This window comes from Streptomyces sp. NPDC002787 (assembly GCF_053592095.1).
Genome location: NZ_JBSFVC010000038.1, coordinates 47,405 through 73,574, shown reverse-complemented (window position 1 = coordinate 73,574; position 26,170 = coordinate 47,405). Strand labels below are relative to the sequence as shown.

General features: G+C 72.7%; 26 protein-coding genes. 10 read left to right on the top strand and 16 right to left on the bottom strand.

Translation table 11 applies throughout. From position 1 onward, the window contains the following. Window positions 1-265: 265 nt before the first annotated feature. Together ACWD26_RS37770 and ACWD26_RS37765 are read left to right on the top strand one after the other, a co-directional pair. Window positions 266-1,861, top strand: a complete 1,596-nt coding sequence (locus tag ACWD26_RS37770) for an alkaline phosphatase D family protein (RefSeq protein WP_451277181.1) — start codon at window positions 266-268, stop codon at window positions 1,859-1,861. 221 nt (window positions 1,862-2,082) lie between these two features. After that, the gene (locus ACWD26_RS37765; RefSeq protein ID WP_451277179.1) at window positions 2,083-3,384 is read left to right on the top strand and encodes a GNAT family N-acetyltransferase; all 1,302 of its coding nucleotides are present in this window, start codon (window positions 2,083-2,085) and stop codon (window positions 3,382-3,384) included. 107 nt (window positions 3,385-3,491) lie between these two features. Here the strand turns inward: ACWD26_RS37765 and ACWD26_RS37760 are convergent, their stop codons facing one another. Further along, window positions 3,492-4,718, bottom strand: a complete 1,227-nt coding sequence (locus ACWD26_RS37760; RefSeq protein WP_451277177.1) for a trans-sulfuration enzyme family protein — start codon at window positions 4,716-4,718, stop codon at window positions 3,492-3,494. Window positions 4,719-4,778: 60 nt separating this feature from the next. Between ACWD26_RS37760 and ACWD26_RS37755 the strand changes: the two genes are divergently transcribed. Together ACWD26_RS37755 and ACWD26_RS37750 are read left to right on the top strand one after the other, a co-directional pair. After that, window positions 4,779-5,276: an Lrp/AsnC family transcriptional regulator gene (locus tag ACWD26_RS37755; protein ID WP_451277176.1), complete on the top strand. Its 498-nt coding sequence runs from the start codon at window positions 4,779-4,781 to the stop codon at window positions 5,274-5,276. 79 nt (window positions 5,277-5,355) lie between these two features. After that, window positions 5,356-7,047 (top strand): DUF885 domain-containing protein, encoded by a 1,692-nt coding sequence (locus ACWD26_RS37750; protein ID WP_451277174.1) that lies wholly within the window; start codon window positions 5,356-5,358, stop codon window positions 7,045-7,047. Between the two features lie 55 nt (window positions 7,048-7,102). Here ACWD26_RS37750 and ACWD26_RS37745 read toward each other — a convergent pair whose 3' ends face one another. Both ACWD26_RS37745 and ACWD26_RS37740 read right to left on the bottom strand, forming a co-directional pair. Then, a complete protein-coding gene (locus ACWD26_RS37745; RefSeq protein WP_451277172.1) occupies window positions 7,103-7,627 on the bottom strand; it encodes an immunity 21 family protein in 525 nt (174 codons plus the stop codon). Window positions 7,628-7,692: 65 nt separating this feature from the next. Beyond that, on the bottom strand, window positions 7,693-8,178 hold the full coding sequence (locus ACWD26_RS37740; protein WP_451277170.1) for a rhodanese-like domain-containing protein: 486 nt from the start codon (window positions 8,176-8,178) through the stop codon (window positions 7,693-7,695). 142 nt (window positions 8,179-8,320) lie between these two features. On the opposite strand from ACWD26_RS37740, the gene ACWD26_RS37735 reads away from it, so the two are divergent. Continuing rightward, window positions 8,321-8,776 carry an Lrp/AsnC family transcriptional regulator gene (locus ACWD26_RS37735; protein ID WP_451277168.1) on the top strand — a complete coding sequence of 152 codons (456 nt, stop codon included), beginning with the start codon at window positions 8,321-8,323 and terminating at the stop codon, window positions 8,774-8,776. Here the strand turns inward: ACWD26_RS37735 and ACWD26_RS37730 are convergent. From ACWD26_RS37730 to ACWD26_RS37710, 5 genes are all read right to left on the bottom strand, one after another. Beyond that, window positions 8,770-11,760: an AAA family ATPase gene (locus tag ACWD26_RS37730; RefSeq protein WP_451277166.1), complete on the bottom strand. Its 2,991-nt coding sequence runs from the start codon at window positions 11,758-11,760 to the stop codon at window positions 8,770-8,772. The genes ACWD26_RS37735 and ACWD26_RS37730 overlap by 7 nt on opposite strands. Window positions 11,761-12,019: 259 nt before the next feature. Further along, window positions 12,020-13,180 carry an exonuclease SbcCD subunit D gene (locus ACWD26_RS37725; protein ID WP_451277164.1) on the bottom strand — a complete coding sequence of 387 codons (1,161 nt, stop codon included), beginning with the start codon at window positions 13,178-13,180 and terminating at the stop codon, window positions 12,020-12,022. A 207-nt stretch (window positions 13,181-13,387) separates the two neighbouring features. Continuing rightward, the gene (locus ACWD26_RS37720) at window positions 13,388-14,014 is read right to left on the bottom strand and encodes a YigZ family protein (RefSeq protein WP_451277162.1); all 627 of its coding nucleotides are present in this window, start codon (window positions 14,012-14,014) and stop codon (window positions 13,388-13,390) included. 112 nt (window positions 14,015-14,126) lie between these two features. After that, entirely contained in the window at window positions 14,127-14,672 is a 546-nt protein-coding gene (locus ACWD26_RS37715; protein ID WP_451277160.1) for a SixA phosphatase family protein, read from the bottom strand. Next, window positions 14,669-15,400 carry a hypothetical protein gene (locus ACWD26_RS37710; protein WP_451277158.1) on the bottom strand — a complete coding sequence of 244 codons (732 nt, stop codon included), beginning with the start codon at window positions 15,398-15,400 and terminating at the stop codon, window positions 14,669-14,671. The genes ACWD26_RS37715 and ACWD26_RS37710 overlap by 4 nt, the downstream gene beginning before the upstream one ends. A 244-nt stretch (window positions 15,401-15,644) precedes the next feature. On the opposite strand from ACWD26_RS37710, the gene ACWD26_RS37705 reads away from it, so the two are divergent. Next, complete coding sequence (locus ACWD26_RS37705) at window positions 15,645-16,052, top strand: CoA-binding protein (protein ID WP_451277157.1); 408 nt, start codon at window positions 15,645-15,647, stop codon at window positions 16,050-16,052. Between the two features lie 163 nt (window positions 16,053-16,215). Here ACWD26_RS37705 and ACWD26_RS37700 read toward each other — a convergent pair whose 3' ends face one another. Continuing rightward, window positions 16,216-17,268 (bottom strand): universal stress protein, encoded by a 1,053-nt coding sequence (locus ACWD26_RS37700; RefSeq protein ID WP_451277155.1) that lies wholly within the window; start codon window positions 17,266-17,268, stop codon window positions 16,216-16,218. Window positions 17,269-17,346: 78 nt separating this feature from the next. On the opposite strand from ACWD26_RS37700, the gene ACWD26_RS37695 reads away from it, so the two are divergent. Continuing rightward, a complete protein-coding gene (locus ACWD26_RS37695) occupies window positions 17,347-17,715 on the top strand; it encodes a VOC family protein (protein ID WP_451277153.1) in 369 nt (122 codons plus the stop codon). A gap of 19 nt (window positions 17,716-17,734) precedes the next feature. Here ACWD26_RS37695 and ACWD26_RS37690 read toward each other — a convergent pair whose 3' ends face one another. The 3 genes from ACWD26_RS37690 to ACWD26_RS37680 all read right to left on the bottom strand — a co-directional run bounded on the left by ACWD26_RS37690 (window position 17,735) and on the right by ACWD26_RS37680 (window position 21,031). After that, window positions 17,735-19,273, bottom strand: coding sequence for a VWA domain-containing protein (locus tag ACWD26_RS37690; protein ID WP_451277151.1), 1,539 nt, complete (start codon window positions 19,271-19,273; stop codon window positions 17,735-17,737). Continuing rightward, window positions 19,270-20,280 carry an AAA family ATPase gene (locus ACWD26_RS37685; protein WP_451277149.1) on the bottom strand — a complete coding sequence of 337 codons (1,011 nt, stop codon included), beginning with the start codon at window positions 20,278-20,280 and terminating at the stop codon, window positions 19,270-19,272. The genes ACWD26_RS37690 and ACWD26_RS37685 overlap by 4 nt, the downstream gene beginning before the upstream one ends. Window positions 20,281-20,374: 94 nt before the next feature. Continuing rightward, the gene (locus ACWD26_RS37680; RefSeq protein ID WP_451277147.1) at window positions 20,375-21,031 is read right to left on the bottom strand and encodes a TetR/AcrR family transcriptional regulator; all 657 of its coding nucleotides are present in this window, start codon (window positions 21,029-21,031) and stop codon (window positions 20,375-20,377) included. Window positions 21,032-21,148: 117 nt separating this feature from the next. Between ACWD26_RS37680 and ACWD26_RS37675 the strand changes: the two genes are divergently transcribed. After that, window positions 21,149-21,709: an NAD(P)H-dependent oxidoreductase gene (locus ACWD26_RS37675; RefSeq protein WP_451277145.1), complete on the top strand. Its 561-nt coding sequence runs from the start codon at window positions 21,149-21,151 to the stop codon at window positions 21,707-21,709. Between the two features lie 84 nt (window positions 21,710-21,793). Here the strand turns inward: ACWD26_RS37675 and ACWD26_RS37670 are convergent, their stop codons facing one another. Both ACWD26_RS37670 and ACWD26_RS37665 read right to left on the bottom strand, forming a co-directional pair. Further along, a complete protein-coding gene (locus tag ACWD26_RS37670) occupies window positions 21,794-22,351 on the bottom strand; it encodes a YbaK/EbsC family protein (protein WP_451277143.1) in 558 nt (185 codons plus the stop codon). A 44-nt stretch (window positions 22,352-22,395) separates the two neighbouring features. Further along, complete coding sequence (locus ACWD26_RS37665) at window positions 22,396-22,968, bottom strand: helix-turn-helix domain-containing protein (RefSeq protein WP_451277141.1); 573 nt, start codon at window positions 22,966-22,968, stop codon at window positions 22,396-22,398. A 47-nt stretch (window positions 22,969-23,015) separates the two neighbouring features. On the opposite strand from ACWD26_RS37665, the gene ACWD26_RS37660 reads away from it, so the two are divergent. Beyond that, window positions 23,016-23,918 carry an EamA family transporter gene (locus tag ACWD26_RS37660; protein WP_451277139.1) on the top strand — a complete coding sequence of 301 codons (903 nt, stop codon included), beginning with the start codon at window positions 23,016-23,018 and terminating at the stop codon, window positions 23,916-23,918. A gap of 43 nt (window positions 23,919-23,961) precedes the next feature. Here ACWD26_RS37660 and ACWD26_RS37655 read toward each other — a convergent pair whose 3' ends face one another. Further along, entirely contained in the window at window positions 23,962-24,708 is a 747-nt protein-coding gene (locus ACWD26_RS37655; RefSeq protein WP_451277137.1) for an acyltransferase, read from the bottom strand. A 141-nt stretch (window positions 24,709-24,849) separates the two neighbouring features. Here ACWD26_RS37655 and ACWD26_RS37650 point away from each other — a divergent pair, with 141 nt between their 5' ends. Then, entirely contained in the window at window positions 24,850-25,392 is a 543-nt protein-coding gene (locus ACWD26_RS37650; protein WP_451277135.1) for a gamma carbonic anhydrase family protein, read from the top strand. 119 nt (window positions 25,393-25,511) lie between these two features. On the opposite strand, the gene ACWD26_RS37645 is transcribed toward ACWD26_RS37650, so the two are convergent. Continuing rightward, window positions 25,512-26,165, bottom strand: a complete 654-nt coding sequence (locus tag ACWD26_RS37645; RefSeq protein WP_451277133.1) for a DedA family protein — start codon at window positions 26,163-26,165, stop codon at window positions 25,512-25,514. Window positions 26,166-26,170 lie beyond the last annotated feature (5 nt).

Sequence of the window (26,170 nt, the reverse complement as noted above, 5' to 3'; positions counted from 1 at the left end):
CGCAGTTCCCCGCGCCCCTGAAAAGCAGGGGCTGCGCCCCGTGCTTTTCGGCCCGTAGGGGCCGTGTCTTTAGGGGCGCGGGGAACTGCGCGAGAAGCCCCCATCCACCCGCACCCGCCGACGGACCGAACCTTCCGGGCTCTCCCCGGGCGTCGGCTTCCCTCACACCCCGCGCAGTTGTTCACTTGTCGTTTCCGTGTGCGCTGCGGCGTACGCGTAGTTGTGGCTGTGCACATTGGCCGAATCCGTCGCTGGAGGCGCATTCATGTCACACCGTCCGTCGAGTTCCCTGCCGGGCCGCCGCAGCGTGCTGCGGGGCTCGCTCGCCGCGTCGGCCGCGCTGGCGCTGCCCGGTTCCGTCGCGCTCGGCTCGGCGCCGGCGCTCGCTCTGTCGGGGCGCCCGAAAGCCGGCTGGGGTGTGCAGACCGGCGACGTGACGGCGCATTCCGGGCTGGTGTGGGTCCGGTCGGACCGGCCGGCGCGGATGATCGTCGAGACGTCCGCCACCGAGTCGTTCCGCAACCCCCGCAGATGGCACGGCCCACTGCTCGGCGCCGGCACGGACTTCACCGGTACGACGCGGCTGCGCGGCCTCCCGGCCGGCGAGCAGATCCACTACCGCGTGCTGCTGGCCGACCCGGACGACCCGCGCCGCACCGGCGAGCCGGTCACCGGAACGTTCCGTACGACGTCGCTGAAGCGGCGTTCCGGGGCGCGGTTCGTGTGGTCGGGCGACCTGGCCGGGCAGGGCTGGGGCATCAACCCCGACCACGGCGGCTACCGCATCTTCGACGCGATGGGCGCGCTGGACCCGGACTTCTTCCTGTTCAGCGGCGACACGATCTACGCCGACGGCCCCATCGCCGCGACGGCGGCGCTCCCCGACGGCAGCACCTGGCGGAACATCACCACCGAGGAGAAGTCCAAGGTCGCGGAGACGCTCGCCGAGTTCCGGGGCAACTTCCGCTACAACCTGCTGGACGAGAACCTGAAGCGGTTCAACGCCCAGGTCCCCTCGATCGTGCAGTGGGACGACCACGAGGTCACCAACAACTGGTACCCGGGCGAGATCCTCACCGACACCCGGTACACCGAGAAGAGCGTGGACGTGCTGGCGGCACGGGCGCGGCAGGCCTTCAGCGAGTACTTCCCGATCTCCACGCTGCGGCCCGGCGCCCGCGAGGGCCGGGTGCACCGCGTGCTGCGCCACGGCCCCCTGCTGGACGTGTTCGTCCTCGACATGCGGACGTACCGCAACGCCAACTCCCCCGGCACGCAGACCACCGACCCCGTGGGCATCCTGGGCGCCGAGCAGTTGGAGTGGCTCAAGCGGGAGCTGTCGCGGTCGCGGGCGGTGTGGAAGGTGATCGCCTCCGACATGCCGCTCGGCCTGGTCGTGCCGGACACCGGTGACGGCAAGCCGAACATCGAGGCCGTGGCGCAGGGCAACCCCGGTGCGCCGCTCGGACGGGAGCTGCAGATCGCGGAGCTGCTGCGGTTCGTCAAGCACCGGAAGATCACCGGCACGGTGTGGCTGACGGCCGACGTGCACTACACCTCGGCGCAGCACTACCAGCCCTCGCGGGCCGCCTTCACCGACTTCGAGCCGTTCTGGGAGTTCGTCTCCGGCCCGCTCAACGCCGGTGCCTTCCCGGCGAACGCGCTGGACAACACCTTCGGCCCCGAGCGGGTGTTCATGAAGGCCCCGACCACGGCGAACGTCTCACCGGCGGGCGGCTACCAGTTCTTCGGCGAGGTCGACATCGACGGCCACAGCGGGGAGCTGACGGTACGGCTGCGGGAGCAGGACGGGACCGTGCTGTACACGAAGGTGCTCCAGCCGGGTCTCGTCGGACAGTGACCGGCCCGACGTAGGACACCTCACCGTCCCGCCGCCTCGTGCGGGCGGCGGGACGGGAGAGGCGGCTGTCCGACGTCTTCGGTCAACTACCGCACCGATTACGACGGCACCACTCCTACAAAAAGCAACAAAAGGTGCGGAACGATGCTTTTACCGGCCAGTCACAAAGCGTTCGTGATCACGCAACACCGTTCGTTCACAGTGGCCACATGACTTCAGACATGTCTGACACCACGCGGGCGCGGAACGGTCACCGCCCGGCACACCACTGGCTCCTGTCCGCCGCCGGGTTCCGTGGCTGGTGGCAACGTCACCACGGTCACGCGCCGCCGACGAGCGATACCGGCGCCCGGCCGCAGCTCGCCGAAGGGCAGCAGGCCGGGCCGTCCGAGGCGGACGCCGTGGTGGCCACCGGGGCGACCCTGCTGTGGCGGATGCGGACGACGGTGCGGGACGAGCCGGGCTCGCTGGCCATGTTGTGCACGGCGCTGGCGGAGCGCGGGGTCGACATTCTGAGCCTGCAGACGCATCCGCTGGCCGAGGGCACGGTGGACGAGTTCCTGCTCCGGGCGCCCGAGGAGCTGCCTGCCGCCGAGATCTGCGGGGCCGTGTCGGACGCGGGCGGCACCGAGACCTGGATCGAGCGCGGTGACGCCCACGACCTGGTGGACGCGCCTACCCGGATCCTCGGCCTGGCCACGCGTACGGCGCTGGACGCGGCGGAACTCCCGCTGGCACTGCGGCAGTTGCTGGGCCGCTGCACCATCCGTTCGCTGCCGGCCACCGCTCCCGGTTCCGGCCGGGCCCAGGAGAGCGCCCCGGTCGAGGGGGCGCTGGAGGACACGGTGATGCGGCTGCGGGCGCCGGAGGGTGGGGTGATCACGGTGGAGCGGCCGTATCTGCCGTTCACGCCGACGGAGTTCGCGCGGGCTCGTGCCCTGGTGGAGCTGGACGCGCGGCTGGGCCCTCGGATCCCGCGCGGCCAGGACGTGCTGACGCTGCCGGAGGGCAACGACATCATGGTGCGGCGCGCCGACGCCGGGGATCTGCGGGCGGCGAAGGCGATGCACGACCGGTGCTCCGCGCGCACGCTGAGCATGCGGTACCACGGGCCTGTCGGCGACGCGGACCGCTACCTCAGGCACCTGCTGAGCCCGCGCTTCGGGCGGACGCTCGCCGCGCAGACGGCGTCGGGGCGCCTCGTCGGGATGGGCCACCTCCTCTGGGACGGTGACGAGACGGAGATCGCGCTGATCGTCGAGGACGAGTGGCAGCGGCGCGGGATCGGCAGTGAGCTGCTGCGCAGGCTGGTGGGGATGGCGGCCGAGGCGGGCTGCGCGAACGTGTACGTGGTGACGCAGTCGTCCAACACGGGGATGGTCGCGGCGATGCGGGGGCTTGAGCTGCCGCTCGACTACCAGATCGAGGAGGGGACGCTGGTGATCACCGCGCGGCTGGAGGAGGCGGGGGTCGCCGCGCGGGCTTCGCGGTTGCGTGAACGGCCTGTCGGGATGACCGAGTAGCACGGCGTGCGGTACGGGGCGCGGTGCGGTACGGGGCGCGGCGCTGTCGGGTGCGGGTGCGTGGGGGCTGGTCACGCAGTTCCCCGCACCCCTGACGGGACGCGGGCTCAGACCGGCCTCGTCGACAGTGCGGGCCTGTCGCTGGTGACGCCCGCATCCCGCGTCCCGTCGGCGGCCTTCCCCAACGCGCCGTCCAAGTCCGCCCAGAGGTCCTCGACGTCCTCCAGGCCCACCGACATCCTCAAGAGCCGCTCGCTCACGCCGGCGCCCCTGCGGTCCGTCTCCTCCACGATGCGGTGGCTGATGGAGGCGGGGTGCTGGATGAGGGTGTCGACGCTGCCGAGGCTGACGGCGGGGGTGATGAGGCGGACGGCGGCGATGACCTCGTGGGGGTCGCCGTGGACCTCGAAGGCGATCATGGCGCCGCCGATGCGCGGATAGTGGACGCGGGTGACGCGCGGGTCGGCGGCGAGGCGGCGGACGAGTTCGGCGGCGGTCGCAGAGGCCGCGCGGACGCGTACGGGGAGGGTCGACAGGCCGCGCAGCAGGAGGTAGCCGGCGAGCGGGTGGAGGACGCCGCCGGTGGCGAAGCGGACCTGGCGCAGCCGCCCCGCGAACTCCTCGTCGCAGGCCACGACCCCGGCCATCACGTCGCCGTGACCGCCGAGGTACTTGGTGGCGCTGTGCAGGACGAGCCGGGCGCCCTGTTCGACGGGGCGCTGCAGGACGGGCGTGGCGAAGGTGTTGTCCGCCAGGAGCGGCACCGAGCCGCAGGCGTGGGCGAGGGCCCGCAGATCGAGTTCGGCGAGGGTCGGGTTGGCCGGGGACTCGACCAGCACCAGACCGGTGTCGGGGCGCAGCGCGTCCGCGACGCCGGCCGGGTCGACCCAGGTGACCTCGGTGCCGAGCAGCCCGGCGGTGAGGAGATGGTCGCTGCAGCCGTACAGGGGGCGTACGGCGACGACGTGGCGCAGGCCCATCGAGGCGCGGACGAGGAGCACCGCGCTCAGCGCGGCCATGCCACTGGCGAAGGCTACCGCGCTCTCGGTGCCTTCGAGGCGGGCGAGGGCGGTCTCGAAACGGGCGACGGTCGGGTTGCCGAGCCGCCCGTAGATCGGCGGACCTTCCGGCTGGGCGCCGTCGGTGGCGAAGGCGTCGATGCGGGCGGCCTCGTCCCGGCTGTCGTACGACGGGTAGGTGGTCGACAGGTCGATCGGCGGGGCGTGCAGGCCCTGGCGCGCGAGGTCGTCGCGGCCGGCGTGCACGGCCTCGGTGGCCAGTGCTCTCGGCGTGGTGCGTGCGTGGTCGTACGCGTGCGTGCTCGCTGAGTTCATGGACGTCAGAATGAACATCGGCCGGGCTGGGGAAGCCGAGTGCCGTGTTACGTTCGGGCAATGCCCGATTCCGTCGTACTCGATCCGGTGGACCTCCAGCTGCTGCGGCTGTTGCAGAACGACGCCCGGACGACGTACCGGGATCTCGCCGCTCAGGTCGGGGTCGCGCCGTCGACCTGTCTGGACCGGGTGACGCGGCTGAGGCGCGCGGGGGTGATCCTCGGGCATCAGCTGCGGCTCGATCCGGCCAAGCTCGGGCGTGGCCTGGAGGCGTTGTTGTCGGTGCAGGTCAGGCCGCATCGGCGCGAGCTGGTGGGGCCGTTCGTGGAGCGGATCCGGGCGCTGCCGGAGTCGCGGACCGTCTACCACCTCACCGGGCCGGACGACTATCTGGTGCATGTCGCGGTCGCGGACATGGCGGATCTGCAGCGGCTGGTCCTCGACGAGTTCACGTCGCGGCGCGAGGTGGCGCGGGTGGAGACCAGGTTGATCTTCCAGCAGTGGGACTGCGGCCCGCTGCTGCCCCCGGACACCGCCGGAACCCGGGTCACGCCCTGAGCGGAATCCGGCCGACGTAAGGCTCAAGGGGCCGTTAAGCAGCTGACGGCGCCACCACCGCCGTACCAAGATTGTCGGCATGTCTGACACCAAGAGCCCGCTGCCCCGCGAGGTCGCCGACGCGTACGTCGACGACCTCATCGACCTCGATCCCGTGACCGGTACGTATCTGGGTGTGAAGGAGAGTTCCAGCAGGTTGCCGGACACCTCGCCGGCGGGTCAGGAGGCCCGTGCGGAGCTGATCCGGGCGACGCTCGCGCGGCTCGACGAGGCGGAGCGGCAGCCGGGCGCGGACAGTGACGCCGAGCGCCGGTGCGCGCGCCTGCTGCGCGAGCGGCTGACGGCGGAGCTGGCCGTGCATGAGGCGGACGAGGGCCTGCGCGCGGTCGGCAACATGGTCACTCCGCCGCACGAGGTGCGCGAGGTCTTCACCATCACCCCGGCCGAGACCGAGGAGGACTGGGCGGCGATCGCGGAGCGGCTGCGCGCGGTGCCGACGGCGTACGCCGGTTACCGCGAGTCCCTGGCGCTCGGCCTGGAGCGGAAGCTGTACGCGGGCCCCCGCCCGACCGCCACCTTCATCGGCCAGCTCACCGAGTGGGCGGACACGGACGGTTCGGGGCGCGGCTGGTTCGAGGACTTCGCCTCGGCGGGCCCCGAGGCGTTGCGCGCCGAGCTGGACGAGGCCGCCCGTGGGGCGACCCGGGCCGTGGTGGAGCTGCGCGACTGGATGCGGGACGTGTACGCCCCGGCGGTCGAGGGCGCACCGGACACGGTCGGCCGGGAGCGCTACGGCAGGCTGGTCCGCTACTTCACGGGGTCGGATCTGGACCTCGACGAGGCGTACGCGTACGGCTGGGCCGAGTTCCACCGGCTGCTCGGCGAGATGAGGCAGGAGGCCGCGAAGATCCTGCCCGGCGCCGAGACACCGTGGGTGGCGCTCGCACACCTGGACGAAAACGGCCGGCACATCGAGGGCGTCGACGAGGTCCGCGAGTGGCTGCAGTCCCTGATGGACGAGGCGATCGAGGCGCTGGACGGCACCCACTTCGACCTCGCCGAGCCGGTGCGCAAGGTCGAGTCGTGCATCGCCCCGCCCGGCGGCGCGGCGGCCCCGTACTACTCGGCCCCGACCGAGGACTTCTCCCGCCCGGGCCGCACCTGGCTGCCGACGATGGGGCAGACCCGCTTCCCGGTGTACGACCTGGTCTCCACCTGGTACCACGAGGGCGTCCCCGGCCACCACCTCCAGCTCGCGCAGTGGGTGTACGTCAAGGACGAACTCTCCCGCTACCAGGCCACGATCGGCGGGGTGAGCGCCAACGCCGAGGGCTGGGCCCTGTACGCGGAGCGGCTCATGGACGAGCTGGGCTTCCTCAAGGACGCGGAGGAGCGGCTCGGCTATCTGGACGCGCAGATGATGCGCGCGGCCCGGGTCATCGTCGACATCGGCATGCACCTGGAGCTGGAGATCCCGGCGGACTCCCCCTTCCACCCGGGCGAGCGCTGGACCGTGGATCTGGCCCAGGAGTTCTTCGGCGCCCACAGCAGCCGCCCGGCGGACTTCGTCGAGAGCGAGCTGACGCGCTATCTGACGATGCCGGGCCAGGCCATCGGCTACAAGCTCGGCGAGCGTGCCTGGCTCCTCGGCCGGGAGAAGGCCAGGCAGCGCCACGGCGACGCCTTCGACGCCAAGGCCTGGCACATGGCCGCGCTGTCCCAGGGGTCCCTGGGCCTGGACGACCTGGTGGACGAGCTGTCCCAGCTGTGAGCCGGGCCGGCCGGGCCCACCGCCACCAAGGGGCGGGCCCGGCCGCCGCGCCGGTTCAGTGCGTCAGAGGTCTCACCCGCACGAGACCGAGCCGGGTCTCCGGCCCCGTCGAGACATACGCGGCGCGCACCCCGTAGTGCCCGGGCTCCAGCTCCACCCGCACATGGTCGTTCCGCCGCGCGGCGTCCCCGGGCCACGCCGCGTCGAACAGCACGACCGGTCCGGGCACCCGCCACCGCACCTCGGGCTCCCACACGGCCGCGTCCAGCGCCGCCGGGACATGCGCGAGGAGTTCGGCCTCGGAGCCGGCCGCGTACCGGCGTACGAACGTGCCGTGCTCGGGGAGGTACGCGCTGGGGGCGGGTTCATGGCCGAGGACCAGGGCACGGGTGTCGCCCACCGGCAGGAGGCCCACGTGCCCGTCGACGTCACAGGCGCGGTCGTAGTCGGACGACGTCTCGTCGCCGTCGGCGCCCGCCCAGAACGGCAGGACCGCTTCGGGTATCGCTATGAGCGGTCCGCCGCTCGACTCCACCCACCGCACCACATCGGGAACCACCGCATCCGTGTATCGAGCCATGCCCAGAAGCTACACGGCGGGCCTGCGGCCGAACTCGTCGACCTCGGCCGCTTCTTGACAGACTGTCAGCAACCGCAGCTCTCGGCATCCACCGGGGTGGTCAGCGGGTCGGCGTCACGCCGCGCCTCACCCTCCCAGGTCTCGTGGGCGAGGCCCTCGCGCGCCCAGTACTCGAAGCCGCCGAGCATCTCCTTGACCTGGAAGCCGAGTTCGGCGAGGGCGAGGGCGGCGCGGGTGGCGCCGTTGCAGGCGGGGCTCCAGCAGTAGGTGACGACCGGCACGGACTTGTCGAGCAGCTGCTCGGCCTGCTCGGGGATGAGCGCGGTGGGCAGATGGATCGCGCCGGGGATGTGGCCCTGGTTCCAGGACTCGGTGGAGCGGGAGTCGAGGACGACGAAGCCGGGGTCGCCGTCGGCGGCGAGGGCGGCGGCCACATCGGACACATCGGTGTGGAAGACGAGACTCGCCCGGAAGTACGCGGCGGCCTCGGCCGGAGCGGCGGGGGCGACGCGCAGGACGGAGTTGACGGCGGACGTGGTGGTGACGGTCATGAGCTGGCCTTCCCTCGCGGAACGCGGAATGCGACTCCTTGTTTCCCTGACCAGGAATCTACGGTCGGTGATCACCTTCCTGAAGGGCCATTCCACGGCTCAGGCCTTGATCAGCAGGGGATTCCCCTGCTATCCATCGGACATGACCGCGAATTCCCCGCACGTTCCCGATGCCACCGACTGGCGCATTCTGGAGGTCCTCCAACGCGAGGGCAGGGCCAGCTTCGCCGAGCTCGCGCGGGCGGTGTCGATGTCCGCGAGCGCGGTGACCGAGCGGGTGCGGCGACTGGAGGAGGCGGGTGTCATCCAGGGCTACGCGGCCGTCGTCGATCCGGAGCGGCTGGGGCTGCCGATCCTGGCGTTCGTGCGGCTGCGGTACCCGACCGGCAACTACAAGCCGTTCCACGACCTCGTCTCCGTCACCCCCGAGATCCTGGAGGCGCACCATGTCACGGGCGACGACTGCTTCGTGATCAAGGTCGCCGCCCGTTCGATGCGCCACCTGGAAGAGGTGTCGGGCAGGATCGGTGCGCTGGGGTCCGTCACCACCAGCGTCGTGTACTCCTCACCGCTCCCCCGGCGGCCCCTGGGTCACTGACCGCGCTGCCGCACCACCGACCCCGTCCGCCCTTTCACGACCTCCAGCTGCGCGTGGATGCGCCGCCGCAGGTCCGCGACATGGCTGACGATGCCGACGCTGCGGTCGCGTTCGCGGAGGGAGTCGAGGACGTCGAGGACCTCGTCGAGGGTCTGGTCGTCGAGGCTGCCGAAGCCCTCGTCGATGAAGAGGGTGTCGAGGCGTACGCCGCCCGCCTCGTCGGTGACGACGTCGGCGAGGCCGAGGGCGAGCGCGAGGGAGGCGAAGAACGTCTCGCCGCCGGAGAGCGTGGCGGTGTCCCGCTCCCGGCCCGTCCAGGCGTCGACCACATGCAGTCCGAGCCCGCTGCGGCCGCGGCCGGTCCGGTCGTCGGAGTGGACGAGGGTGTAGCGGCCGGACGACATGCGCTGGAGCCGTACGGTCGCGGCGGCGGCGACCTGTTCCAGGCGGGCGGCGAGGACGTACGCCTCAAGGCGCATCCTGCGCTCGTTGTCGGCGGAGGTACCGGCGGCCAGTCCGGCCATGCGGGCGACGCGGTCGTACTCCTCCCGCAGCGGGGCGAGTCGGCGAACGGAGGCGGTGGCCCGTGCGGACAGGCGGTCCAGTTCGGCACGGCGTCGCTCGGCGTCGTCCCAGGCGGAGACGGCGTCCTGGAGCCGCCGGGCGGCTGCCGCCGCGTGCTGTTCGGCGCTCGTGAGGTCGGCGGGCGGCTGCTGGGCGGCGGCCGCCGTGTCGGCCTCGGCGAGCACGGCCCGTACGGCCGCCTCCTCCGACTGCCAGGCGTCGAGGCGGTGTTGGAGATCGCGATGGGCAGCGTCGTCGAGGAGGGCGGCGGCCGCGGCCTGCGGGGTGTCGAACCCGGCGCGGAAGGCGGCGTCGGCGAGCCGCGCGTCGGCGTCCTTGAGCCGCTGTGCGGTGTCGTCGGCGGTGCGCACGGCCTCGGCGGCCTCGGTGAGGAGCCCCGCCCGCCGCTCCAACTGCGCGGCCCGCGCGGCCACACTCTCGGCGTCACCCCGCGCCTCGGTCAACTCGCCTTCCAGCAGCGTCCGTTCGCGCTCCAGGGCGTCCCGCCGGGTGTTGCGGGAGGCGGCCCGGACCGCCGCCTCCTGCTGGGCGGCCGTACGCCGGTCGCGTTCGCGTTCGGCGTGCCGCAGGGACTCCTGCGCGGCATGCAGTCCGGAGGCACCCCGGCGGGCCCGGGCGTACCGCTCCTCCAACTCCTCCAGCTGCGCGGCGAGCCGGTCGGTGGGTGTGTCGCCGGCCTCGGCGCTCGCGGCGGCCAGTGCCCGCTGCACGAGGCCGAGTCGCCGCTCGGCCTCGGCGCGCTCCTCGTCTGCGCGCTGGAACGCGGCGAGTGCCCGCTCCTCCGTCTCCCGGTCCACGTGTCCGTCGATCTTCTGGGCGGGCTGAGGGTGCTCGGTGCCACCGCAGACGGCGCACGGCTGTCCGTCGACGAGCCCGGCGGCCAGCTCCGCCGCGATGCCCAGCAGCCGCTGTTCCTTGAGGTCCAGCCAGTGGGCGCGCGCCTCGACCGCGCGCTCGGCGAGCCGCACCACGCGCGCCTGGGCGTCGTCGGTGTCACGGCCGAGCTGGTCCCGCTGCCGGGCGGCCGCGAGCCGCTTCTCGGCGGGTTCGCGCTGCACGGCGAGTTGTTCGGCGCGGGTGGCGGCCTCCTGCGCGGACTCGATACGGGCCCGCAGTTCCGCCCGGTTCGTCTCCCACTCGGCCAGCCAGCCCTCGGCGTCCTGGAGGACGTCCTCGTCGGCCCGCTCCTCCCCGTCCAACTCCGCACGCTCGGCGACCAGTTCGGCCAGCCGCTGTTCCGCTCGCCGGGCCGACTCCAGTCCGCCCAGCTCCTCGGCGGCCTTGCGGGCGGCGATCGCGAGCCCGGCGGCACCGGCGTCGGCGTCCGTCTGCGGCAGCCCGGCACGCGCGCGGGCCTCCTCCGCGCTCGCGCGCCGGTGCTCGCGCTCCGCCTCGTCCCGCAGCTCCAGCGCGGGCGCCACGGCCTCCGCCTTGCGGGCCCGCTCCATGCGCGCCCGGTCCTCACGGTGGGCGTCGGCCCGCTCCTCCAGCCGGGCCGCCCGCTCCCGCGCCTCCGCGAACCGCCGTTGCAGCCGCGCCGCTTCACGTACGTCGTCCAGGACGCGTTCGGCGGTGGCCCGCGCCGACTCGGCCGCCGCGCGGGCGCAGTGGGCGATGGTCAGCCGTTCGCGGGCGGTGCTGCGGGCGACGGCGGCCCAGCCCAGCACGGCCTCGGCGAGACCCGGCTCACCCGGCGCCAGCTCGGGCAGATCCGGGACGTCGCCCGCCGCCTGCTGCATCCGGTGGGCGTCGGCGAGCAGTTCGGCGTCGCCCTCGCGCACCTGGGCCTCGGTCGCCCGGCGCCGGTCGGCGAGCCGCTTCTCGACGGCTGCGAAGCGCTGGGTGTCGAAGAGCCGGCCGAGCAGCCGGCCCCGGGCCTCGGCGTCGGCGCGCAGGAACCGCGCGAAGTCGCCCTGCGGCAACAGCACGACCTGGCAGAACTGCTCCCGGCTCATCCCCAGGAGCTGGGTGATCTCCTCACCGATCTCCTGGTGGGAGCGGCTGAGGTCCTTCCAGGAGCCCGCGACCGCGTCGTACTCGCGCAGCCAGCTCTGCGCCTTGTCGAGCGTGGTGCCCACTCCACGTTTCTTGGGCCGCTCCCAGGGCGGCTGCCGGGTGATCTCCAACCGGCGTCCGGCCACGGTGAGTTCGAGACGGACCTCCGTGCGTGTCGCGCGTTCCGCGTGGTCGCTGCGCAGGGTCATGCCCTGGCCGCTCTGCCGGGCACCCGGCACCGAGCCGTACAGCGCGTAGCAGACGGCGTCCAGAACGGAGGTCTTGCCGGCGCCGGTCGGGCCGTGCAGCAGGAAGAGTCCGGCCGCCGAGAGGTCGTCGAAGTCGACGGACTGGGCACCGCCGAAGGGGCCGAAGGCCGTGAGGTCGAGCCGGTGGAGCCTCATCGAACACCTGCCGCGTCGGCCCGGCGGGGCAGCCCGAGGGGCCGGTCGGCGGTACCCGGCCGGTGGGGCAGCCTGACGGGCCGGTCGGCCGTACCCGGTCGGCGGGTCGTCATCGGTCGCCCTCCCCTGTCCGGTCGGCAGAGTTCGTTGATCACACGGCCTCCCGCTTCGTCCCGTCGGCGCGAGCCGCTCGCCGCACGGCCTCCCCTATCGCTCACCACCCGGCCTCCCCCGTCACCCCGTCGGCGCGAATCGCTCATCACACGGTCTCCCGGACCGTCTCGTCGGCCCGGACCGCGTCGAACGCGTCCCTGAGCACGGTCTGTTCGTGCTCGTCCGGGCCCGTGCCGCGGACGTGGGCCACGAAGTCCGCGGCGATCTGCTGGTCGTCGCGCCCGGCGAGGCGCCGGGCGTAGGAGACGTCCGGGTCGTCGGGGGCGCGCTCGGGGTCGAAGACGAGGCTGAGCGTGTGCGGGAAGCGTTCGCAGAGGCGGGCCATGGGCTCGGCGGGGCGCACCGGGTCGGTGAGGGTGGCCTCGATCCACGCCTCCTCGTGCCGCGCCAACTCCGGGTCGGCGAGCAGGTCGTCCAGCCGGCCCCGGATCCGGGCGAGCGGGCGCGGTACGGGGCAGTCGATCCGCTCGGCGTCGACCGAGCCGTCGGCGCCGAGGTCCACCAGCCACATGCTCTTGCGGTGGTCGGTCTCCGAGAAGGAGTACGGCAGCGGGGAGCCGGAGTAGCGGACGCGTTCGGTGATGGTCTGGCTGCCGTGCAGATGGCCCAGCGCCACGTAGTCGACGCCGTCGAAGACCCCGGCCGGTACGGAGGAGACGCCGCCGACGGAGATGTCCCGCTCGCTGTCGCTGGGCGCGCCGCCGGTGACGAAGGCATGGGCCAGGACGACGGAACGGGTGCCCTCCGGGCGCGTGGCCAGATCGGCACGGACCCGCTCCATGGCGGCGGCGAGCACCGCCTCGTGGCCCGCCTTCTCCACTCCGAACTCGTCCTTCACGAGGGCGGGTTCGAGATAGGGCAGCCCGTAGAAGGCGACGTCGCCGTGGGCGTGCGGCAGGACGACGGGCCTGCCGGCCGCCGAGGCCGCCGTCCGTAGATGGATGCCCGCCCGGCCGATGAGGCCCGCGCCGACGCCCAGCCGCCGCGCCGAGTCGTGGTTACCGGAGATCATCACCGTGGGCACGCCCAGCTCCGCAAGGCGGTGCAGGGCGTCGTCGAAGAGTCCGACCGCGGCCAGTGGTGGCACCGCCCGGTCGTACACGTCCCCCGACACCACCACCGCGTCCACATCGCGCTCCCGCACGGTCGTGACGAGATGACCGATGAACTCGGCCTGCGCGCCGAGCATGTTCACCCGGTGGAACGCCCGACCGAGATGCCAGTCGGAGGTGTGCAGAAGCCTCATGATCCCCGAACCTAACAGGCGGGTCGGACATCACGGGCGGCTACCCGCGAACCGACCCGCGTACGCGGCCCACCGCAACACTCCACGCGCGCGTGCCCCCGCACTCCCCACACGGCACGCCCCTCACCCTCCACGCGCGCGTGCCCCTCACGCTCCACGCTCCACGCGCGCGTGCCCTCGAACTCGGTGAACTCGCCGCGCCCCCGCTCACGCGTCCCCGTACGCCTCTCCCCCGAGTTCGAACCCCGCGGTGCCGGCGGTGGCGTCGGCGAGCCAGGCGCGGAAGGCGTCCACGTCGGCGTCGGGCAGTCCGATCTCGATGGTGACGGCTTCGCCGTAGCGCACGTCACGGACCTCGCGCCCGGTGGCCCGCAGGTCGTTCTGGACCTTTCCGGCACGCTGGTGGTCGACGGTCACCGTGGCCAGCCGGAAGCGTCGGCGCGTGATGCTGCCGAGCGTGTCCAGGGCCTCGCCCACGGCACCGCCGTACGCCCTGATGAGGCCGCCGGCGCCCAGCTTGACCCCGCCGTAGTACCGGGTGACGACGGCGACGACGTACCGCATGTCCCGTCGCAGCAACATCTGCAGCATGGGGACGCCGGCGGTGCCGCCGGGTTCGCCGTCGTCGCTCGCCTTCTGGACGGCCGCGTCGGCGCCGATGACGTAGGCGTAGCAGTTGTGCGTGGCGTCGGCGTGCTCCTTGCGGACGGCCGCGACGAAGTCCTGGGCCTCCTGCTCCGTGGCCGCCGGGGCGAGCGCGCACAGAAACCGGGAGCGATTGACCTCGGTCTCGTGCACGCCGGCCCGGGCGACGGTGCGGTACTCGTCCTGCATCCGACCACCCTATGCGCCGGCCGTCGGGCGTCCGCGCGGGGTGGTGCCGGGGGCGTGGTCGGTGCGGGCCCGCCGGCTTCGAGGCCTGCCCGCCCGGTCTTCCACTGCCCGGTCAGGTCTCCTTCTTCCCCCTCGGCACGATCATGTCCGTCAGCAGTGCCGTGCCGGGGGCGAGGGCGGCCCAGGTGTCTCCGCGCCAGGCGAGGAAGGCGATCGCCGAGGTGGGGAACTTGGTCCGTACATCGTCCAGCGCGTCGTCGAGGGCGTCCCCGGCCAGGTGCAGGACGAGCTCCTCCAGGCCGGGGTTGTGGCCGACGAGCAGCAGCTTCCCCACATGGTCGGGGACCTCGCGCACCACGTCGAGCAGCTCCGGCACATCGGCCGCGTACACCCGCCGGTCGAACCGTACGGACGGCGGCGTCCCCCACTGCGCGGAGGCCAGCTCCCAGGTCTGGCGGGCCCGTACGGCCGTGGAGCACACGGCCAGGTCCGGCAGGCAGTCGGCCTCGATGAGGGCCCGCCCGACGGCGGGGGCGTCGCGGAGGCCGCGTGGCCCGAGGGGCCGTTCGTGGTCGGGTACACCGACCGGCCAGGCGGACTTGGCGTGCCGCAGGACGACCAGTCTACGCAGGGGGCCTGCTCCGGCACGCGCACTCATGCCGATGCCCCGATCTCACGGGTGAGCTCCAGGCCGAGGAGCCGGTCCGCGTAGGCGTACGTCTCGAACCGCGCGCCGTCGGGCACGTCCTCCGCCCCCTCCACGTCCCGCAGGACGCCGAGCACCGCGAGCACGTCGAGGTCGTCCTCCCACGCGGCGAGCAGGGCCTGACGCACGGGCTCGGGAACCGGTTTCGAGGGCCGCGTCGCCCAGGCCGCCACCGCCTTGCGCCAGCCGTCGAGCGCGTCGGCGGCCTCGGTCAGAGCGGTGGCGTCGAGGCTCACAGGCGTCCGGCGGGGATGGCTGAGCAGGGCGAGCCGGAGGGCCGCCCCGGACACGGGCGCCTCCTGGGGTCCGGTCACCGGAGCGACTTCGACCCTGATTCCGGCGACACCGGCCCCGGCCTCGCTGCGGACGCCGTCACCCTCGGCGTCACCCGTCTCGGCCCCTGAGCCGATCACGTGCAGCACCTGGTGTCCTCCTCTCGTCGCGGTGGCCTCGGTCGGCCGGATGCCGAGGTCGTCGGCCCGCACGCGCAGCGCGGCGGGCGGGTCGGCGACGAGGAGGACAGGGCTCCCGCCCAGCTCCAGGGCGCGGGCGAGGACATCGGCGACCAGCAGGACGCGCAGGGCCGAGGTGTCGTTCCCCGGCGCGTGGGCGTGGACCCGGGTGAGCGCTCTGCGGATCTCGGCGGGCTCGCCGGTCCGGGCGTCGGTGATACGCAGCACGGGGTGAGCGTAGGCGCGGGGACGGCCGAGCGCAGCGCGGACGACGACATTTCGCACAGAGCCGACCCGTCGCCCTCCCTGGGAAACGGGGTGCCGGACCCGGGAATCGCCGCGCGCCCCGGGCTGTTGCCGCAGACAGCCCCCGTCACCGGGCGCGCCCGTGCACGGACACACGCAAGCGCTGATCACGGAGCACGGAGCACGGAAGACGGGTAAACGGATTCACGGACAGAGGAGACGGCACATGTACGGCGACCCCGCCACGATCCGCAAGATCCTTTCGGAACTCGGCGACACCTGGGCCGTCGTCGGCCTGTCCAACAACCGCAACCGCGCCGCGTACGGCGTCGCGGAGGTCCTCCAGCGCTACGGCAAGCGTGTCGTGCCGGTGCACCCCAAGGCCGAGACGGTCCATGGCGAGCAGGGCTACGCCTCCCTCTCCGACATCCCCTTCCCCGTGGACGTCGTCGATGTCTTCGTCAACAGCGACCTCGCGGGCCCCGTCGCCGACGAGGCCGCCCGCATCGGCGCCCAGGCCGTCTGGTTCCAGCTGGGCGTGATCGACGAGGAGGCGTACCACCGCACCCGCGAGGCCGGCCTGGACATGGTCATGGACCGCTGCCCGGCGATCGAGATCCCCCGCCTGGGCTGATCCGCGCGCCTGAAGGGGCGCGGGGAACTGCGCGAGCAACCACGAACAGCCCGCACCCGCCCCCGAACCGATCCCCCCGAGCTACATGGCGCCAGGGGGGGTGGAAGGGGCACAGCCCCTGGGATGGGACGGGTAGGGGCGGCGGGGGCGGGAAAACCACGCCTCAGCCATGCGCAACGACCGCCACAGGCACCCCCGCATGATGAAGCACCGCATGCACGACGGGCCCGATGTGCGCCCCCACCGGCGAACGCCGAACACGCCGCCCGACCACCACCAACGACGCGTCCCGAGAAGCCTCCAGCAGATGCTCGGCCGCCTTCCCCCGCCGAGACTCCTCCACCACCTCAACCCCCGGAAACTCCCGCCGCCAGGGCAACAACACCTCGCTCAGCGTCCCCGCCTCCACCCGCCCCAGATCCGCGTCGAGATCGGCATCCAGACCGGGCCTCTCCCGAAGCCCGGAGTACGCCGGCGGCCGCCAGTCATGAAGAATCCGCAGCTCAGCCTCCCGCAGGGCGGCGGCCTCGAACGCGAACCGGATCAACGTGTGGTCCGGCTGCGCGGTATCCAGCCCAAGCACCACAGGCCGGAACGGCGCCGCGTCGGACAGAACACCACCCGGACCCACCGGACCGCCCCGACCGCCCCGACCGCCCCGACCGCCCCGACCGCCCCGACCATGCTCATCCGCCGCCCCCTCCCCCGCCCGCACGAGCACGACCGGCCGCTCCGTGTGTGCCACGACATGCAATCCCACAGACCCGAGCAGAAAACCGGCGATCCCGCTCAGCCCACGCGACCCCAGAACCAGCAGCTCCCCACCGTGCGCCGCCTTCACCAGTTCCTCGCTCGCCCGGCCCGCCCACTGCTCGACACGCACCTCGACGCCGGGATGCCGCAGCCGAATCCCGTCGGCCGTCTCCCTCAGCACCTTCCCGACGCCCGTATCACCCCACGCACCCCGCCCCCACCCCGGCCCTTCCTGTTCCCGCCCGCCCCGAAGACCCTCCTGCCCGCCCCGCGCGCCGTCCTGCTCGTCCGGTCCCGCCTCCGTGCCCAGCATCGGCCTCCTCCCCATCGGCTCGGGCACCGGCTCCCAGACGTTGACCAGCCGCAGCGGCAGTGCGCGAAGCCGTGCCTCCCGGGCCGCCCACTCGGCGGCGGCCAGGCTCTCGCGCGAACCGTCGATGCCCACGGTGACGGTGCGGAACATGGGGCGCACCTCCTGAGGTCGAGGTCTGTTTCCAGCATCGCCGCAGCGCCGTGGATCCGCAGGGGCGAGAATCGGACCATGCTGAGCATCGGATCCGTGGTGATGGGCGCGTCCGACGTACGACGGGCCGCAGCGTTCTGGATGGGGGCCCTCGGGTACGTCCCGCGCGAGGAGCCGGAGGACGACTGGGTCGTGCTGGTGCATCCGCGGGGCGCGGGCGCCCAGATCTCGCTCGGCCTCAGCGAGACCCCGGTCCAGGAGCGCCCGAGGGTCCATCTGGACCTCTACGCGGGCGACGCGGAGGACCAGGCGGCCGAAGTCGAGCGTCTGCTCGGCCTCGGAGCGCGCCGCGTCGACTGGGACCTCTACCCGGAGGACGCCGACTTCGTCGTACTCGCCGACACGGAGGGCAACCGCTTCTGCGTCATCGACACCGGCCGGGAGTGACCCCGGCGCGCCGCGCGCATCACACCGGCAGCAACCGCGTCACCAGCTCCCCCAGCCGCCGGGCGTTCCGGCAGGCGTGCATGTCGACGATCTCGGCGTACACGTGGGCGGCGGAGTCCCCCGTCGACCACTGCCCCGCCGCTTCGGGGTTCAGCCAGTGGACGCGACGGGCACGGGCCACGACACGTCGCAGGGCCGCCGCGTTGGGGTCGAACCCGTTGGTGCGGGCGTCACCGAGGACGATCACCGACGTACGGGGGCCCACCGCGTCGAGGTGGCGCTCGGCGAACTCCCCGAGCGCGGCCCCGTAGTCGCTGCTGCCGTGCCACCCGGCGACGGCGGCCTCGGTGGCGATCCGGCGACCGAGTTCGGCGGGGTCGGCGTCCCCGGTGGTGACGAGGTGGGTGACCTCGTCGACGCGGTTGACGAAGGCATAGACCCGTACCTTGCTGAACTGGTCCCGCATCGCCTGCACCAGCAGCATCGTGAAGTTCGCGAACCCCGCGACCGACCCGGACACATCGCACAGCAGCACGATCTCCGGGCGGGCGGGCCGGTGCCGGCGGTAGGCGGGGCGCAGCGGCACACCCCCGGTGGACAGCGACCGGCGCAGCGTGCGCCGGATGTCGATCTGTCCGCGCGCGGCCCTGCGCCGCCGGGCGGCGAGCCGCGTCGCGAGCTTGCGGGCCAACGGCTGGACGGTACGGCGGAGTTCGACGAGTTGCTCGCGGCCGGCGATGAGGAAGTCGACCTGGTCGGCGCTGGGCGCGATGCCCCGCTCGGCGATCATCTCCGCCCCCCGACGCTCGGCAACGCGCCGTCGCGCCTCCGTACGCACCCGGTTCCGGAAGTCCTCGATACGGCGCCGGATCTCGTCGGCGTCGAGCCGATCGGTGAACCCGCCCGAACCGAAACCGGAGCCGGAACCCGAGCCCGATCCCGATCCCGAGGCTGCGCCTGTGCCTGCTCCCGTACCTGGGCCGAATGCGAGACCACCACCGAATCCCATACGCAACCCACCACCAGCCCCCGCACCCGCACCACCCCCCGCCCCGGAACCTCCGCCGGACCCCGCCAGAATCCGCGCCAGCAACGTCTGCGGCCGGAGGCGGTCAAGGGTCTGGTGGGCGGACCAGCCGTCCGAGCCCGGGGAGCCGTAGCGGCCCAGCAGGTCCACGGCCTCCCCGGCGAGTCGCGTGAGCGCGGCCGTGTCGTTCGCGGCGAGCGCCTCGGCGAGCCGGTCGCGCAGTTCGTCCCGGTCCCCAGCCGCCGTGACCCGCGCGCCGGTCAACTCCCCTACGCCGAGCGGGAAGTACAGCTCGAAGGTTGCGTCGAACACGGCACGCTGACGATCGGCTCGCAGCAACGCCGCCGCCAGCCCTTCCCGGATCCGCTCCCGGTCGGCAAGACCCAGCACCTCCAGCACGGCCGCCGCGTCCACGGTCTCGCCGGGCCCGATCCGTATCCCATGGCCGCGCAACGCCCGTACGAACGCGGTCAGTCGACCGGCCAACGGCGAGCCCGGAGCGGCGCTCGCGTCCTGGGCCCCGGCGGTCATACCAGCGTCAGCTTCCGCGCGGCCTTCTCGATGTCGTCCTGGTGCTTGAGGATCACGCCGAGGCTGTCGCGTACGACGGTCTCGTCGAGGGTGTCGGCGCCGAGGGCGAGAAGGGTGCGGGCCCAGTCGATGGTCTCGGCCACGGAGGGCGCCTTGCGCAGTTCCATCTCGCGCAGCGCGCCGACGACACGGACCAGGGAGTCGGCGAGTGTGGCGTCCAGGCCGGGGACCCGGAGCCGTACGATCCGCTGTTCCAACTCGGCCTCGGGGAAGTCGAGATGGAGGAAGAGGCAGCGGCGGCGGAGCGCCTCGGACAGCTCCCGGGTGGCGTTCGAGGTGAGGACGGTGAAGGGGCGCCGGGTGGCGGTGATCGTGCCCAGTTCGGGGACGGTGACCTGGAAGTCGCTCAGTACCTCCAGCAGGAGCCCCTCGACCTCGACGTCCGCCTTGTCGGTCTCGTCGATGAGGAGCACGGTCGGCTCGTCGCCCCGGATGGCGGTCAGCAGGGGCCGGGTGAGCAGGAACTCGTCGCTGAAGATGTCGGTGCGGGTCTCGTCCCAGGCCTCGTCGCGTCCGGCGGTGATACGCAGCAGTTGCTTGGCGTGGTTCCACTCGTACAGCGCGCGGGACTCGTCGATGCCCTCGTAGCACTGGAGCCGGACCAGACGGGCGTCGCCGACCCGGGCGACGGCCTTGGCCAGCTCGGTCTTGCCGACGCCCGCCGGGCCCTCCACCAGCAGGGGCTTGCCCAGTCGGTCGGCCAGGAAGACGGTGGTGGCGACGGCCGTGGAGGCCAGGTAACCCGCTTCGGCGAGCCGGGCGGAAACGTCGTCCACGGAGGAGAAGAAGCCGGTGCCGACGACTTCCGCCCGACCGTTCTCGACGGTCTCGGTGATGGCGGCGTTCCCAGCGATCCGAGTGGTCTCGGCGATCGCGGCCATCCCAGCCATCCCAGCGATCCCAGTGGTCTCGGCGATCGCGTCTGTCTCAGCGGTCTCGTCGGTCATGCCCACTCCCCCTCGCGCGGCGTGCGAGGCCGCTCCCCGACACCCACCCTCAAGTTACCAAGCAGTCGCTTTTGCTGTCTCGGGCCCTCCGGAGTCATGCCGCCACGACCAGCCGCTCCACCAGCGCCGCCCATCCACGCTCCAGCCGGTCGAGGGGCATCCCCCGGCGTCCGACGAGATGGTCCACGAGGTGGATGTCCAGATAGCCCAGCAGGGTCTGCGCCAGCAGTTCGATGTCGCCCGGCGTCCCGGCGAGGCGCAGCAGCATGCACAGATGGCCGAGGCGGAGCTGGTTGGCCGGGCTGGTGTGGCGGCGGGGGACGTCGGCGCGGGCGGCGAGATAGAGGTCGCGGTGGGCGTACTCGTGGCGGATGACGGCCGCGCCGAAGGCCCGGAGCCGCTCGACGGGCGGCGCGTCGGGGCCGAGGGGAGGCGGGCCGGTCAGGAACGCGGCCTGCAGCTCCCGCTCCTGGTGGTCGAGGAGCGCCAGCATGAGCCCGAACCGGTCGCCGAACCGCCGGAAGACGGTGCCCTTGCCCACCTCGGCGGCGGTCGCCACGGCCTCCATGGTCAGGTTGGCGGCCCCGCACTCCGCCGCGAGCCGGGCGGCGACCTCCAGCAGGCGGGTGCGGTTGCGGGCCGCGTCCGCGCGCAGTCGGGGCTGGTCAGCGGTGGTCGGGGCGAGACTCAGCAGTCCATCGAGGGGGTCGGGTTCCTGAGGCGCCGGGAAGGGCGGCAGCGTCTCTTTCATGAAAAGAGCGTAACGCTCACCACAGACAAGTGGACCCCGGTCCGGATAGGTGCTACAAATTTCAACGGACCCCGGTCCGTTTAGCTTTCCCCGCTCACCCTCGCTAGGAGTCAGCTCATGTCCGTACGCATCCTCGCGCTCGTCGGCAGCCTTCGCGCCGGTTCGCACAACCGCCAGCTCGCCGAGGCCGCCGTGAAGCACGCCCCCGAGGGCGTCGAGATCGAGCTGTACGAAGGCCTGGCCGACGTCCCGTTCTACAACGAGGACATCGACACCGAGGCCGCCCTCCCGGCCACCGCCGCGCGACTGCGCGAGGCGGCCGGCCAGGCCGACGGCTTCCTGTTCTTCTCCCCCGAGTACAACGGCACCATCCCGGCCGTCCTGAAGAACGCCATCGACTGGCTGTCCCGTCCGTACGGCGCCGGCTCCTTCACCGGCAAGCCGGTCGCCGTGGTGGGCACCGCGTTCGGCCAGTTCGGCGGTGTGTGGGCGCAGGACGAGACCCGCAAGTCCGTCGGCATCGCCGGTGGCACGGTCCTGGAGGACGCCAAGCTCTCCATCCCCGGCTCCGTCGTCCGCTTCGCCGAGACCCACCCGGCCGACGACGCCGAGGTCGTCACCGGTCTGACCCAGGTCCTGGAGCAGCTCACCGCCCAGGCGGACACCGCCGCCGCCTGAGCCCGACCCCTCGCCGCACCTCGCCGGGTTCCGGGCCACATGCCCGGGGCCCGGTGACGGCGTTCCGACACCGGGGTCGGCCGGTCAGGCGACCCCCAGCCCCTCCAGCACCACCGCGTTCGGCAGCTCCACGAACGCCTTCCCCGGCACCAGCAGCTTGCCGCGCCGCCGCCCGCTGCCGACCAGGACGTACGGCAGCTCGACGACGGCCGCGTCCACCAGGACCGGCCATGCCCCGGGCAGCCCGACGGGCGTGATGCCGCCGTACTCCATCCCGGTCTCCCCCGTGGCGGTGTCCATCGACGCGAACGAGGCCTTGCGCGCGCCGAGTTGGCGACGGACCACACCGTTGACGTCGACGCGGGTGGTGGACAGCACGACACACGCGGCCAGCGTCGACTCGCCGCCCCGCTTGCCCGCGACGACCACGCAGTTCGCGGACTGTTCGAGCAGTTCCTGCCCGTAGTGCTGGACGAACACCGCGGTGTCGGCCCACCGCGGGTCCGTCTCGACGTAGAGGATCTCGTCGGCGGACACGCTGCCGCTCCAGCCGCGTACGGCGTCGGCGACCGGGCCGACGAGGTCGGCGAGGCAGTCCGGGGCGGGGGTGGCGTGGTCGAAGTCTCCGATGGGTGCGCGCATGGGCCGCACGCTAACAAAGCCCCGCGGTCGGCCGAGTCGGCATCTCAGTGCACGGGCGGCACCGACACCGTCAGCACCATCTCGGTCGGCACGTCACCCTGATTGCCGTACTCGTGCGCCGCGTTGGCCTCGAAGGTGACGCTCGCACCGGCCGGGACGCGGTACTCCGCGCCCTCGACGGTGAGGGTCAGCTCACCCGCCATGACATGGGCGATCTCGACGGTGCCGGCCGGGTGCGGGTCCGACCGGCTGCCCTCCCCCGGCATCAGCCGCCACTCCCACATCTCCAGCGGGCCGGGCGCCTCGGTTCCGGCGAGGAGCCTGCTGTAGCTGCCCGCGTCGGTGTGCCACAGCCGGACCACCTGCTCGGCCGGCACGACCCGGACCTTGGGGCCCTGCTCGTAGTCGAGCAGCGTGGTGATGCTCACCCCCAGGGCGTCGCCGATCTTGACGACGGTGCCGAGGCTGGGGTTGGTGCGGGCCTGCTCGATCTGGATGAGCATGCCGCGGCTGACTCCGGCGCGGGCGGCGAGGGTGTCCAGGGTGAAGCCGCGCTCGGTGCGCCAGCGCTTGACGTTCCGCGCCAGGGACTGGGTCAGCAGGTCGAGATCCGACACATTCCGTCCAATATTCCGAATGGCAGAGTGCAATGCAATGAACTACGGTGTGGTGCACCCATCGTTCACCGAACTGTACTGCGAGGCCGCTCGATGACCCGACCCTCGCGCTGGCCACCAGCCTGTTGTGGGGTCTGGCCGACTTCGGCGGCGGACTGCTCACCCGGCGTGTCCCCGCACTGACGGTCGTCGTCGTCTCCCAGTCGATCGCCACGGTGGTGCCGGGCGCACTGGTCGTCGCGACCGGCGGCTGGAGCGAGGCGGGCCCTCAGCTGTGGTTCGCCGTGGCCGCCGGTCTGGTGGGCCCGGTCACGATGCTCGCCTTCTACAGGGCGCTCGCCCTGGGCCCCATGGGCGTCGTCTCCCTGCTCGGCTCCCTGGGCGTGGCGGTCCCGGCCGACGTGGGACTCGTCCTCGGCGAGCGCCCGGGACTGCTCCAGTTCGTCGGGATCCTGGTGGCGGTCGCCGGGGTCGTCCTCGCGGGCGGCCCGCAGGTCAAGGGTGCCCCCGTCCAGCGCCAGGCCCTGCTCCTCACCCTCCTCGCCGCCTTCGGCTTCGGCGCGGTGATGGCCCTGATCGCCGAGGCGTCCACCACGCTCACCGGCCTGTTCCTCGCCCTGTTCGTCCAACGCGTCACGAACGTCGTGGCGGGCGGCACCGCGCTCTGCGCCACCATGCGGCGCGGCACCCCCACCCTGCCGCCAGAGGGCTTCCCGTACCGCTCCCTCCCGGCCTTCGCCTTCGTCGGCCTCGCGGACGTCGCCGCCAACGGCACGTACGCGCCCGCCGCCCAGCGGGGCCCGGTCACCGTCGCCGTCGTCCTCGCCTCGCTCTACCCGGTGATCACCGCCCTCGCCGCCCGGGGCATGCTCGGCGAACGCCTCCGCACGGCCCAGGCGGCCGGCGCGGGCTTGGCCCTGGTCGGCACAGTCCTCCTGGCGACAGGCTGAGAGCACGATTCCGCACCCGACGAACAACCCGACCCCCGAGCGCTTACGCGGACCCCCCGGCCCCCTCCGCATCCCACTCGGCCAACGCCGACAACTGCTCCGACGTGACCCCGTCAGGTATCGGAACGGGCGCGGGCGTCCGAATCGGCGGCTGCCACCCCTCCACCGGATCCCACCGCCGCACGACCCGCGCAGGCGCACCGGCCACCACCGAGTGATCCGGGACCACCCCCCGCACCACCGCCCCCGCGGCCACCACCACATTCCGCCCGACCCGCGCGCCCGGCAGGATCACGGCCCCCGTACCGATCCAGCACCCCGGCCCGATCGACACCGGGTCCATACGCGGCCACTGCTTGCCGATGGGCTCGTGCGGGTCGTCGTACGAGTGGTTCGTGGACGTCACGTACACATACGGCCCGAAGTAGCAGTCGCTGCCGATGGTCACGGTGGTGTCGGCGATGACATGGCTGCCCCGCCCGAGGACGACCCCGTCACCGATCCGGAGAATCGGTTCGGCGCCGAGATCGAGGTCGGGCATCAATCCGGCGGTCAGCGTGACCTGTTCGCCGATGATGCAGTGGGAGCCCAGATGGATCCACGGCTCACCGAAGACCGTGCCCAGCGGGAAGGCCAGTCTGGTACCGGTTCCCATCGCGCCGAAGCGGAAGCGGCCGGGACGCTCGGCCGTCACCGACCCCGTGCGCTGCAGCCACGCCCAGCCCGCGTGGACGGCGCGCTGCGCCAGGCGGCGCTGCCAGGACGAGAACGTGTTCCTGCTCTTCGGCACCCGCTCACCGTACTCACCGCGCGGCACCCCATGACGCCGTACGGCTGTGATCTTCACCCCACGCGACGCCCTCCCCATGGCTTACGGTGCGGGGGAGAACTGATCCACCACGGCCACCGAGGCCACCACCAGGAGGCGGCGATGAACCGGCAGCGGGCCCTGATCACGACATTCGGCGGCAAGAAGCCGGACGTGGAGGAGGCCGCGTTCGTCTCCCCCACCTCGGTGGTGATCGGCGACGTGACACTGCGACCCGGCGCGAGCGTCTGGTACGGGGCGGTGCTGCGGGCCGAGTTCGAGCCGATCGTCATCGGCGCGGACGCCAACGTCCAGGACAACTGCACGCTGCACGTCGACCCCGGTTTCCCGGTCTCGATCGGCGAGCGGGTGTCGATCGGGCACAACGCGGTGGTGCACGGGGCGACCGTCGAGGACGACTGTCTGATCGGGATGGGGGCGACCGTTCTGAACGGCGCGGTGATCGGTGCCGGCTCGCTCGTGGCCGCGCAGGCGCTGGTGCCGCAGGGGATGCGGGTACCGCCCGGGTCGCTGGTGGCGGGGGTGCCGGCGAAGGTGAAGCGGCCCCTCACCGATGAGGAGCGGGAGATGGTGACCTTGAACGGGACGCACTACGCGGAGTTGGCGAAGGCGCACCGGGAAGCGCAGGAGGAGTACGGCGTGTAGACCGTCCCCGGGCCGTCCCAGGGCCGCCCCCCCGTCCGTCCCCGGGCCGTCGTCAAGCCTGATGCGGCTGGTCCTGCCCACGCGGCGGAGCCGCACCTCGATACGGCCCCGCGCTCCTGTCAGGCCTCCCCGGCGGTCACCAGGTCGCCCTCCGCCTCCTCCGCCTTCTCCGCCGCCTTCTTCGCCTTGCGCTTGATCACCAGCATCGAGGCGACGCCGATCAGGACCGCGAGGACCAGGCCCAGCCAGGAGAAGCGCTTGAGCCAGGCCTCGGCGACGACGCCGACGTAGTAGATGACGGCGGTGGTGCCGCCGGCCCAGAGGATGCCGCCGAGGACGTTGGCGACGAGGAAGCGCCAGTAGGGCATCTGGAGCACGCCGGCGAGGGGGCCCGCGAAGATGCGGAGGAGGGCGATGAAGCGGCCGAAGAAGACGGCCCACATGCCCCAGCGGTCGAAGGAGCGCTCGGCGACGGCGATGTTGCTCTCACTGAAGTGTTTGGGGAACCTTCGGTTGAGCTTGGCCAGCAGCGGGCGTCCGCCCTTGCGGCCGATGGCGTAGCCGATCGAGTCGCCGATGATCGCGCCGGCGGTGGCGCAGGCGCCGAGGACGAACGGGTCGATCTCCCCGTGCTGGGAGGCGAGCAGCGCGGAGGAGACCAGGATGATCTCGCCCGGCAGCGGGATGCCCAGGCTCTCCAGGCCGATGACCACACCCACCAGCAGGTAGATGGCGAGCGGAGGCACTGTTTCGAGCCACTCCTGGACGTGCAACGCCG

Coding starts and splice junctions, on each gene's coding strand:
- ACWD26_RS37725 (WP_451277164.1), bottom strand. CDS start 13,180: ATGAGGCTTCTGCACACCTCCGACTGGCATCTCGGTCGGGCGTTCCAC.
- ACWD26_RS37695 (WP_451277153.1), top strand. CDS start 17,347: ATGCTGAGCATCGGATCCGTGGTGATGGGCGCGTCCGACGTACGACGG.
- ACWD26_RS37765 (WP_451277179.1), top strand. CDS start 2,083: ATGTCTGACACCACGCGGGCGCGGAACGGTCACCGCCCGGCACACCAC.
- ACWD26_RS37680 (WP_451277147.1), bottom strand. CDS start 21,031: ATGAAAGAGACGCTGCCGCCCTTCCCGGCGCCTCAGGAACCCGACCCC.
- ACWD26_RS37650 (WP_451277135.1), top strand. CDS start 24,850: ATGAACCGGCAGCGGGCCCTGATCACGACATTCGGCGGCAAGAAGCCG.
- ACWD26_RS37730 (WP_451277166.1), bottom strand. CDS start 11,760: ATGAGGCTCCACCGGCTCGACCTCACGGCCTTCGGCCCCTTCGGCGGT.
- ACWD26_RS37675 (WP_451277145.1), top strand. CDS start 21,149: ATGTCCGTACGCATCCTCGCGCTCGTCGGCAGCCTTCGCGCCGGTTCG.
- ACWD26_RS37715 (WP_451277160.1), bottom strand. CDS start 14,672: ATGAGTGCGCGTGCCGGAGCAGGCCCCCTGCGTAGACTGGTCGTCCTG.
- ACWD26_RS37685 (WP_451277149.1), bottom strand. CDS start 20,280: ATGACCGACGAGACCGCTGAGACAGACGCGATCGCCGAGACCACTGGG.
- ACWD26_RS37700 (WP_451277155.1), bottom strand. CDS start 17,268: ATGTTCCGCACCGTCACCGTGGGCATCGACGGTTCGCGCGAGAGCCTG.
- ACWD26_RS37705 (WP_451277157.1), top strand. CDS start 15,645: ATGTACGGCGACCCCGCCACGATCCGCAAGATCCTTTCGGAACTCGGC.
- ACWD26_RS37760 (WP_451277177.1), bottom strand. CDS start 4,718: ATGAACTCAGCGAGCACGCACGCGTACGACCACGCACGCACCACGCCG.
- ACWD26_RS37755 (WP_451277176.1), top strand. CDS start 4,779: ATGCCCGATTCCGTCGTACTCGATCCGGTGGACCTCCAGCTGCTGCGG.
- ACWD26_RS37720 (WP_451277162.1), bottom strand. CDS start 14,014: ATGCAGGACGAGTACCGCACCGTCGCCCGGGCCGGCGTGCACGAGACC.
- ACWD26_RS37750 (WP_451277174.1), top strand. CDS start 5,356: ATGTCTGACACCAAGAGCCCGCTGCCCCGCGAGGTCGCCGACGCGTAC.
- ACWD26_RS37770 (WP_451277181.1), top strand. CDS start 266: ATGTCACACCGTCCGTCGAGTTCCCTGCCGGGCCGCCGCAGCGTGCTG.
- ACWD26_RS37670 (WP_451277143.1), bottom strand. CDS start 22,351: ATGCGCGCACCCATCGGAGACTTCGACCACGCCACCCCCGCCCCGGAC.
- ACWD26_RS37735 (WP_451277168.1), top strand. CDS start 8,321: ATGACCGCGAATTCCCCGCACGTTCCCGATGCCACCGACTGGCGCATT.
- ACWD26_RS37740 (WP_451277170.1), bottom strand. CDS start 8,178: ATGACCGTCACCACCACGTCCGCCGTCAACTCCGTCCTGCGCGTCGCC.
- ACWD26_RS37745 (WP_451277172.1), bottom strand. CDS start 7,627: ATGGCTCGATACACGGATGCGGTGGTTCCCGATGTGGTGCGGTGGGTG.
- ACWD26_RS37690 (WP_451277151.1), bottom strand. CDS start 19,273: ATGACCGCCGGGGCCCAGGACGCGAGCGCCGCTCCGGGCTCGCCGTTG.